Origin of the sequence: Streptomyces sp. (assembly GCF_031178505.1) — a bacterium.
Taxonomy (GTDB): Bacteria; Actinomycetota; Actinomycetes; order Streptomycetales; family Streptomycetaceae; genus Streptomyces; species Streptomyces gulbargensis.
This window is the reverse complement of sequence record NZ_JAPSIW010000280.1, coordinates 1-8,003: the sequence shown is the minus strand read 5'-3', so window position 1 is coordinate 8,003 and position 8,003 is coordinate 1. Positions and strand designations below refer to the sequence as shown.

Annotated in this window: 7 protein-coding genes and 1 pseudogene; 4 read left to right on the top strand and 4 right to left on the bottom strand. The window is 71.0% G+C overall.

What is annotated here, in order from left to right; genetic code table 11:
- Together RIF68_RS19130 and RIF68_RS19125 are read left to right on the top strand one after the other, a co-directional pair.
- Nucleotides 1-213 (top strand): annotated as a pseudogene (locus RIF68_RS19130) (ATP-binding protein); the annotation flags it as partial.
- Nucleotides 214-402: 189 nt separating this feature from the next.
- Complete coding sequence (locus tag RIF68_RS19125) at nt 403-1,215, top strand: RNA polymerase sigma factor SigF (protein WP_309052495.1); 813 nt, start codon at nt 403-405, stop codon at nt 1,213-1,215.
- Between the two features lie 112 nt (nt 1,216-1,327).
- Here the strand turns inward: RIF68_RS19125 and RIF68_RS19120 are convergent, their stop codons facing one another.
- Together RIF68_RS19120 and RIF68_RS19115 are read right to left on the bottom strand one after the other, a co-directional pair.
- Nucleotides 1,328-1,597 (bottom strand): WhiB family transcriptional regulator, encoded by a 270-nt coding sequence (locus tag RIF68_RS19120; RefSeq protein ID WP_309052494.1) that lies wholly within the window; start codon nt 1,595-1,597, stop codon nt 1,328-1,330.
- A gap of 102 nt (nt 1,598-1,699) precedes the next feature.
- On the bottom strand, nt 1,700-2,173 hold the full coding sequence (locus RIF68_RS19115) for an SsgA family sporulation/cell division regulator (protein WP_309052492.1): 474 nt from the start codon (nt 2,171-2,173) through the stop codon (nt 1,700-1,702).
- 244 nt (nt 2,174-2,417) lie between these two features.
- On the opposite strand from RIF68_RS19115, the gene RIF68_RS19110 reads away from it, so the two are divergent.
- Nucleotides 2,418-2,786 carry a PRC-barrel domain-containing protein gene (locus RIF68_RS19110; protein WP_309052491.1) on the top strand — a complete coding sequence of 123 codons (369 nt, stop codon included), beginning with the start codon at nt 2,418-2,420 and terminating at the stop codon, nt 2,784-2,786.
- A gap of 76 nt (nt 2,787-2,862) precedes the next feature.
- Here the strand turns inward: RIF68_RS19110 and RIF68_RS19105 are convergent, their stop codons facing one another.
- A complete protein-coding gene (locus tag RIF68_RS19105) occupies nt 2,863-3,792 on the bottom strand; it encodes an anti-sigma factor RsbA family regulatory protein (RefSeq protein WP_309052490.1) in 930 nt (309 codons plus the stop codon).
- Nucleotides 3,789-4,037, bottom strand: a complete 249-nt coding sequence (locus RIF68_RS19100) for a hypothetical protein (protein WP_309052489.1) — start codon at nt 4,035-4,037, stop codon at nt 3,789-3,791. Before RIF68_RS19100 ends, RIF68_RS19105 begins: the two co-directional genes overlap by 4 nt.
- Nucleotides 4,038-4,589: 552 nt before the next feature.
- On the opposite strand from RIF68_RS19100, the gene RIF68_RS19095 reads away from it, so the two are divergent.
- A partial coding sequence (locus RIF68_RS19095) for a HAMP domain-containing protein (protein WP_309052488.1) occupies nt 4,590-8,003 on the top strand: 3,414 nt, incomplete at its 3' end.

Here is an 8,003-nt window from a genome sequence, read left to right as displayed (position 1 = left end):
CCCGGCCCCTGCGAGGTCCTCGTCGAACGCTTCGAGAACGCCCTGGACATCTCCGTCACCGACCGGCTGGACGCCGCCCCCGTCACCCGGCCCCGCGACCCCCGGCGCATCGGGCAGCACGGCCTCGAGATCGTACGGGCGGTGTGCGAGAGCGTCACCGTCGAACCGCAGCGTTCCGGGAAGCGCGTACGGGCCCGTCTCCCTCTCGTCTGACACCCCCGTCGGGCGGCCCCGGCGGATCGTGAATAATTTTTCTCGATCCGCTGATGTTTTTCCGGCATGAGCCGCGCAAGTGGGGGTACGCGGAACCCCCACGGGGCAACCGCTACCGACGTACGAGAGAAGGTCATCAGAGTGCCGACCGAGGTGACGACGGACACGAGGACTGGCGTCGAGACGGGGATGGAGGACCTTCCCGTACTCGAATCTCCCCGCGAGGTCGCTCCCAAGGACGCGCGCGAGCTGTCGAAGGTGTTCTTCGAGAAGCTGGCGGTGACGGAGGAGGGGACGCATGAACACCAGTACGTACGGAACACGCTGATCGAGATGAACATGTCGCTCGTCCGCTACGCGGCGGGCCGCTTCCGCGGCGCCCGCGGCGACGAGATGGAGGACATCGTCCAGGTCGGCACCATCGGCCTGATCAAGGCCATCGACCGCTTCGACCTCTCCCGCGAGGTCGAGTTCACCACATTCGCCGTCCCCTACATCGTCGGGGAGATCAAGCGCTTCTTCCGGGACACCTCCTGGGCGGTCCACGTACCGCGCCGGTTGCAGGAAGCCCGGGTGGAGCTGGCCAGGGCGACTGAGGAGCTGAGCTCGCGCCTCGGCCGGTCGCCGAGTGTGGCGGAGCTGGCGAGCCTGATGAACCTCTCCGAGGACGAGGTGATCGAGGCGCGGATCGCCGCCAACGGCTACAACTCCGCGTCGCTCGACGCGGCCATCGGTCCGGACGGCGAGGACGACGCCACCGCCCTCGCCGAGTTCATCGGCGTGGAGGACCCGGCGCTCGAACTCTTCGAGGACTTCCACACGCTGGCACCGCTGCTCAGCCAGCTCGACGAGCGCAGCCGCCGCATTCTGCACCTGCGGTTCGTCGAGGAGCGGACGCAGTCGGAGATCGGCAAGGAACTCGGCATCTCCCAGATGCACGTCTCCCGGCTGCTCTCCCGCAACCTCGCCCGCCTGCGCGAGGGCATGCTCGACCGCTCGTAGGCGAAGGACCGGCGCCGTCGGGGCGCCCATGACGGAACGGCCTCACCAACCCCCTTCTGGTGAGGCCGTTCCGGCATGTCCCGGTCCGGCCGTCGCGGCCGGGCGGGAAGGGTCAACGGGGTCCCTGCCGTTCCTCGGCCGCGCGTCGGCGCTCCCTGCGCTTCAGCGCCTGCCGCTCGTCCTCCCGCAGACCGCCCCACACACCCGTCACCTGGCGGGAGTCGTCCATGGCCCAGCGCAGGCACTCCGCGCGCACCGGGCAGTGCCGGCAGATCGCCTTCGCCTCCTCGGCCTGTATGAGCGCGGGCCCGCCCGTCCCCACCGGGAAGAAGAGGTCGGGGTCGGCGTCCTGGCAGGCGGCCTGTGCGCGCCAGTTGTCCAGCATCGGTCATTCCTCCTGTCGTCCGTGTTCAGTGATCCGTACGTGTTCACGCGTGTACGACCGGGGTCGGCCGGGTGCGTCCGCTGGTGCGGAACTCCGGCGTCACGGCCCCGTCAGAAGCCGGGAGGCCTCGGCCGCCCAGTCGATCCGCGCGGCCTCCTCCCCCTCCGGCACGACGGCGTACGTCGTCGCGAGCCAGTTCCGCAGCCCCGCCCGGTCGACGTCGACCATCGCGTACGCCCCCGCCTGGCCGAGCCGCAGGCGTACGCGGCCCTCCCGCCCGCCGCAGCGCAGCGGCCACAGGCGGACGTCGCCCTCACCGCTCAGGACACGCGTCCCGGAGCGCAGCAGATCCCGGGAGAAGGTCCAGTCCACGACCCGGCCCAGGGAGAGCCGGAAGGTGACGCGGACCGCCCACGGATCCTCGGGGTCGTAGTGGAACGTGGTCTCGACGGGCAGATCGCTCTCGCCCCGGACCTGGCGGGCCGTGATGTTCCACGGCGCCACGGGGGAGGTGGGGAGCGGCCTCGCCGGCAGGGGCGGCTGGGTGGTCTTGTCCCGGCTCGAGTCAGACATCGTCACCAGTTCCGTGGGGGAGGGCGCGCCGGGCCAGACCGGCGCCGTACCTCTCCCTCGTAACCCCGCAACGGGGTTTCACGCCTCTTCCCGGCCCCCCGAACGAGGGAATGTGCCGGCCCGGCCGGGGCACGCGGACTCCAGGCGGAGAGGCCCCCGGTCCCTCCGCCGGACACGGCACAGCGAGGGGGCCGGAGCGGCGTCGGGCCGCCCCGGCCTTCGGTCACCTGAGGAGTTGTCTCGCATGACGGAGCACGTGTGGAGCTACCAGCCGACCGCCGGTCATCCGGCCGGCACCGACCTGACCGGCTACAAGGTCGAGGCGACCGACGGCGCCATCGGCAAGGTGGACAAACATTCCGACGAGGCCGGGGACGCCTATCTGGTGGTGGACACCGGCATGTGGATCTTCGGCAAGGAGGTCCTCCTCCCGGCGAGCGCCGTGGTCCGGGTCGACCCGGAGGAGCGGACGATCCACGTCGACCGGACCAAGGAGCAGATCAAGGACGCCCCGGAGTTCCACCGGGAGAAGCACCTGGAGGACCCGGACTACCGCACCCGACTCGGCCTGTACTACGGCCTGGGCGGCCCCTTCGGCGGCCCGATGGGCTGACGGGACCCCGGACGGCCCGCCGCCCCGGCTTTCCCGTTCGGGGAGAGCCGCGGGGCGGCCCTCCAGGGAGCTCCGGTCAGAGGCTGAAGTAGAAGCGCACCGTCGTCCCCGCGTCGCCGGTGTGCACCCGCACCAGGTCGGCCACGTAGTGGACCAGCATCAGGCCCCGTCCGCCGATCTGCCCCGGCCGAGGGGGCCGGCGCCCCGCCAGGGGGTCGGTGAGGCGGCCCGCGTCGCGGACCTCGCAGACGAGGTGACCGGCCTCGGTCCCGATCGTCAGCGTCCCTCGCCCGCCCCCGTGCACCACGCTGTTCGTGGTCAGCTCGGCGACGGCCAGCTCCGCGTCGCCCAGTCGCTGCCCGGCCAGTCCCAGCCGCGCGGCCTGCGCGGAGGCGAACCGGCGGGCCGCCGGAAGCTCGTCGCCGCCGAAGGCGAAGACGGCCGTTCCGGCCAGCGGTTCCAGCCTCTCGTTGTACCGGGCGACGACCGCCTCCCAGTCGTAGACGTCGCTGTTCTCCTCGCGCCCGTCGCTGATGAGCGTGGGATGGGTCATACGGGCGTCGGCGATCACCTGCGGATCCAGCCGCGCCTCGTCGTACGGGCACAGAATCGTCACGGCACGGCCGTCGAAGGCCGCGTTGATCAGCGCCTCGTGCTGGGCGCACGCCGGGTACTCCACCGCGCTGCGCCCCGCCCAGATCGGCTCACCGATGATCCGGACCCGCCCCGTGGGGTGGGCGTCGGCGAAGCCGCGCAGCACCCGGGGGATGATCCGCCCGGGGTTGCGGCCCACGTCGGTCATGTCCAGGAAGAGGACGCCCTCGGCCTCGGCCCCCAGGCCGTCCCGGATCAGCTCCAGGTTCGGACCGGGCACCGCGACCGCCAGTGGCTCATCGCCGGCCAGGCCCTCCCGCAGGAAGGCCACCGTCTGTCGCGCGTACTCCGCTTCGGTGCGGTAGAACAGCGCGGGATGCACGAACGTCTCGTCGGTGCTCACCGTGCTCATCGCCGCACCACCTCGATCTGCGGGAGCTCCGGCCAGAACATGTCGAGGACCCGCAGGAGGTGGGGTGGTGGATGTTCCACCACCATCCGTCCTCCGGGCAGGCCCATGGCCGTGACCGCCAGCGCCGTCGCCCCGGCCACGTCGACGAAGACGAGGTCCGTCAGTTCCACGTAGGTCACGCCGGTGTGCTCTCCGGCCAGCCGGGACAGGGCGTCCTCCCAGGACCGGCGGGTGAGCTCGGTCACCTCACCGCCGACACGTATTCCGGAACGACCGGGCAACGGGCTCACCTCCAACGCGGCCCTCGTCGACCCCGTCACGCCGGACCCGCCCACCGCATGCGGGACATCTCCGCTCGGACTCCTCCACGATCCGCCCGCCACCCGGCCCCTCTCGGGTCCGCCGGGTCCGGCGGGCAACGTCTTCCGATGCCCCACCCTATCGCGGTACGTGTCCGAAACGGACCGGCACCGCCTCCCGGGGCCCGCCGCCGGCCGCGAGCCGCACGGTTCCGGCCCGTTTCACGCCGGGAGGGTTGGAACCCCGTTCCCGTGGACATACGGGAGGGCGGCGCGTGTGTGGCGGGCCCGCGCCGCCCTGCCCGGGGGGAGGCGGGGGTGGGTTTGCGGGGGTCCGTGAACCGTGGGGTAGCCTCCGGGCGGTACGCGCCCCGAGATCTGGCGGAATGTCAGGTGGTGGTCGGGGGAGGAACGGGTGGGTCGGGTCACAGGCCCGGCGATCTACGGAGGCGACGTTCGATGGCTGGCTCTACAGCGCCCGGAACCGCGAGAGCGGGCATGGACACGGAGTCCTCGGCCGCTCAGGTCGGTGAGGCGGAGCTGCGGCTGCTGCTCGCGGGCCTCACGGCGGTGCGGGACGGCGACTTCGGCACCCGGCTCCCCTCCGACGCGGACGGCCTGCTGGGCGAGATCGCCCTGGTCTTCAACGGCATGGTCGACCAGCTGTCGCGGTTCACCTCGGAGGTCACCCGGGTGGCCCGCGAGGTCGGCACCGAGGGAAGGCTCGGAGGGCAGGCCCAGGTCCCGGGCGTCTCGGGTACGTGGGAGGACCTGACGGACTCCGTCAACGCCATGGCGGGCAATCTCACCACCCAGGTGCGCGACATCGCGCAGGTCGCGACCGCCGTCGCCAAGGGTGACCTGTCGCAGAAGATCACCGTGGACGCGCGCGGCGAGATCCTTGAGCTGAAGAACACCGTCAACACGATGGTCGACCAGCTCGGCTCGTTCGCCGGCGAGGTGACGCGTGTGGCGCGCGAGGTCGGCACCGAGGGCATCCTCGGTGGCCAGGCCGACGTCAAGGGCGTCTCGGGTACGTGGCGGGACCTCACCGACTCGGTGAACTTCATGGCCGGCAACCTCACCAGCCAGGTCCGCGCCATCGCGCAGGTCGCCACCGCGGTGGCGGAGGGCGACCTGTCGCAGAAGATCACCGTGGACGCGCGCGGCGAGATCCTTGAGCTCAAGAGCACCATCAACACGATGGTCGACCAGCTCGGCTCATTCGCAGGCGAGGTGACGCGTGTGGCGCGCGAGGTCGGCACCGACGGCATCCTCGGTGGCCAGGCCGACGTCAAGGGCGTCTCCGGCACCTGGCGCGACCTCACCGAATCGGTCAACGTGATGGCCGACAACCTGACCGCGCAGGTCCGCGCGATCGCCGAGGTCACCACGGCGGTGGCCCAGGGCGACCTCACCCAGAAGATCCGGGTGGACGCCCGCGGCGAGATCCTGGAGCTGAAGGAGACCATCAACACGATGGTCGACCAGCTCTCGGCCTTCGCGGACGAGGTGACGCGCGTGGCGCGCGAGGTCGGCACCGCCGGCAACCTCGGCGGCCAGGCCACCGTGCGCGGCGTCTCCGGCACGTGGAAGGACCTCACCGACAACGTCAACGTGATGGCGTTCAACCTGACCGGTCAGGTCCGGTCGATCGCCCAGGTCGCGGCCGCGGTCGCCCGCGGTGACCTGTCGCAGAAGATCACGGTGGAGGCGGAGGGTGAGGTCGCCGCCCTCGCCGGCGTGATCAACACCATGGTGGACACCCTGTCGGCCTTCGCGGACGAGGTGACGCGTGTGGCGCGCGAGGTCGGCACCGAGGGCATCCTCGGCGGCCAGGCCCGGGTGCCGAACGTGGCCGGCACGTGGAAGGACCTGACGGACAACGTCAACTTCATGGCGCACAACCTGACCAGTCAGGTGCGCAACATCGCCCAGGTCACCACCGCCGTGGCCCGTGGCGACCTGACCCGCAAGATCGACGTGGACGCGCGCGGCGAGATCCTGGAGCTGAAGACCACCATCAACACGATGGTCGACCAGCTCAGCTCCTTCGCCGCCGAGGTGACGCGCGTCGCGCGCGAGGTCGGCAGCGAGGGCCGGCTCGGCGGCCAGGCGGAGGTCGCGGGCGTCTCCGGCACGTGGAAGCGCCTCACCGAGAACGTCAACGAGCTCGCCGGCAACCTGACCCGGCAGGTCCGGGCGATCGCCGAGGTCACCAGCGCCGTGGCGGAGGGCGACCTCACGCGCTCGATCACCGTGGACGCCTCCGGCGAGGTCGCCGACCTCAAGGACAACATCAACTTCATGGTGGAGTCCCTGCGGGAGACCACACGGGCCAACGAGGAACAGGACTGGCTCAAGACCAACCTGGCCCGCATCACCGCCCTGATGCAGGGCCGGCGCGATCTGACGGTGGTCGCCGAGTCCATCATGGACGAGCTGACGCCCCTGGTCTCCGCCCAGTGCGGCGCCTTCTACCTGGCCGAGGAGACGGCCGACGGCACCGTCCTCCAGCTCGTCGCCTCCTACGCCTTCCCGGACGGCGCCCGCCCGACCCGCTTCCGCCTCGGCGAGTCCTTCGTCGGCCAGGCGGCGCGCAGCCGGCGTCCCATCGCCGTCGAAGACCTGCCGGCCGACTACCTGCCGGTGGCCGGCGGCCTCGGCCGGACCGAGGCGCTGTCCCTGATCGTCCTGCCCATCGTGGTCGAGGAGCAGGTGCTCGGCGTCATCGAGCTGGCGTCGGTGCACCGGTTCACCCAGATCCACCGGGACTTCCTTGACCAGCTCATGGAGGCGATCGGGGTGAACGTGAACACGATCGTCGCCAACGCCCGCACCGACGAGCTGCTCGGGGAGTCCCAGCGCCTGACCGCCGAACTCCAGGCCCGCTCGCAGGAACTCCAGGCACGCCAGGAGGAACTGCAGGCCTCCAACAGCGAGCTGGAGGAGAAGGCGGCCCTGCTGGCCGCGCAGAACCGCGACATCGAGACCAAGAACCTGGAGATCGAACAGGCCCGCCAGGAACTGGAGGAGCGGGCCCACCAGCTGTCGCTCGCCTCCAAGTACAAGTCGGAGTTCCTGGCCAACATGAGCCACGAGCTGCGCACCCCGCTCAACAGCCTGCTCATCCTCGCGCAGCTGCTCGCCCAGAACCCGTCCCGTAACCTCACCGCGAAGCAGGTCGAGTACGCCGGGATCATCCACTCGGCCGGCTCCGACCTGCTCCAGCTGATCAACGACATCCTCGACCTGTCCAAGGTCGAGGCGGGGAAGATGGACGTCACCCCCGAGGTCGTCCCCGTGAGCGGGCTCCTGGAGTACGTCGAGGCCACCTTCCGGCCGCTGACCGGCCAGAAGAACCTGTCCTTCGCCGTCCGCACCTCGCCGGACGTCCCCGAGGAGCTCCTCACCGACGACTACCGGCTCCGCCAGATCCTGCGGAACCTGCTGTCCAACGCGGTCAAGTTCACCGAACAGGGCGGCGTCGAACTGCACATCGAGCCCGCCGACGAGGCCGTGATCCCCGACATCGTCCGCAGGGACGGCCTCGTCCTGGCGTTCCGGGTGCACGACACCGGCATCGGCATCGCGCCCCAGCACCTGGAGACCGTCTTCGGGGCCTTCCAGCAGGCCGACGGCACCACCAACCGCAAGTACGGCGGCACCGGCCTCGGCCTGTCCATCAGCCGCGAGATCGCCTACCTCCTGGGCGGCGCGATCACCGCCGAGAGCACCCTGGGGAAGGGCAGCAGCTTCACCCTCTACCTGCCGGCCGTCCACAAGGACTTCGCCGAGACCGCGCCGGTACGCCCCCTGGAGGCGCGCGAGCAGGTCGCCATCGAGGGGACCGTCACGTACGACGGGGGCCCGGCGGCCGGCGTGGCGACCGCCCAGCAGCGCCGCCTCCTC

Bases quoted from the DNA above. Each gene is read 5' to 3' on its own strand.
- RIF68_RS19110 (WP_309052491.1), top strand. From the start codon at position 2,418: ATGACGGAGCACGTGTGGAGCTACCAGCCGACCGCCGGTCATCCGGCC.
- RIF68_RS19115 (WP_309052492.1), bottom strand. From the start codon at position 2,173: ATGTCTGACTCGAGCCGGGACAAGACCACCCAGCCGCCCCTGCCGGCG.
- RIF68_RS19105 (WP_309052490.1), bottom strand. From the start codon at position 3,792: ATGAGCACGGTGAGCACCGACGAGACGTTCGTGCATCCCGCGCTGTTC.
- RIF68_RS19125 (WP_309052495.1), top strand. From the start codon at position 403: ATGGAGGACCTTCCCGTACTCGAATCTCCCCGCGAGGTCGCTCCCAAG.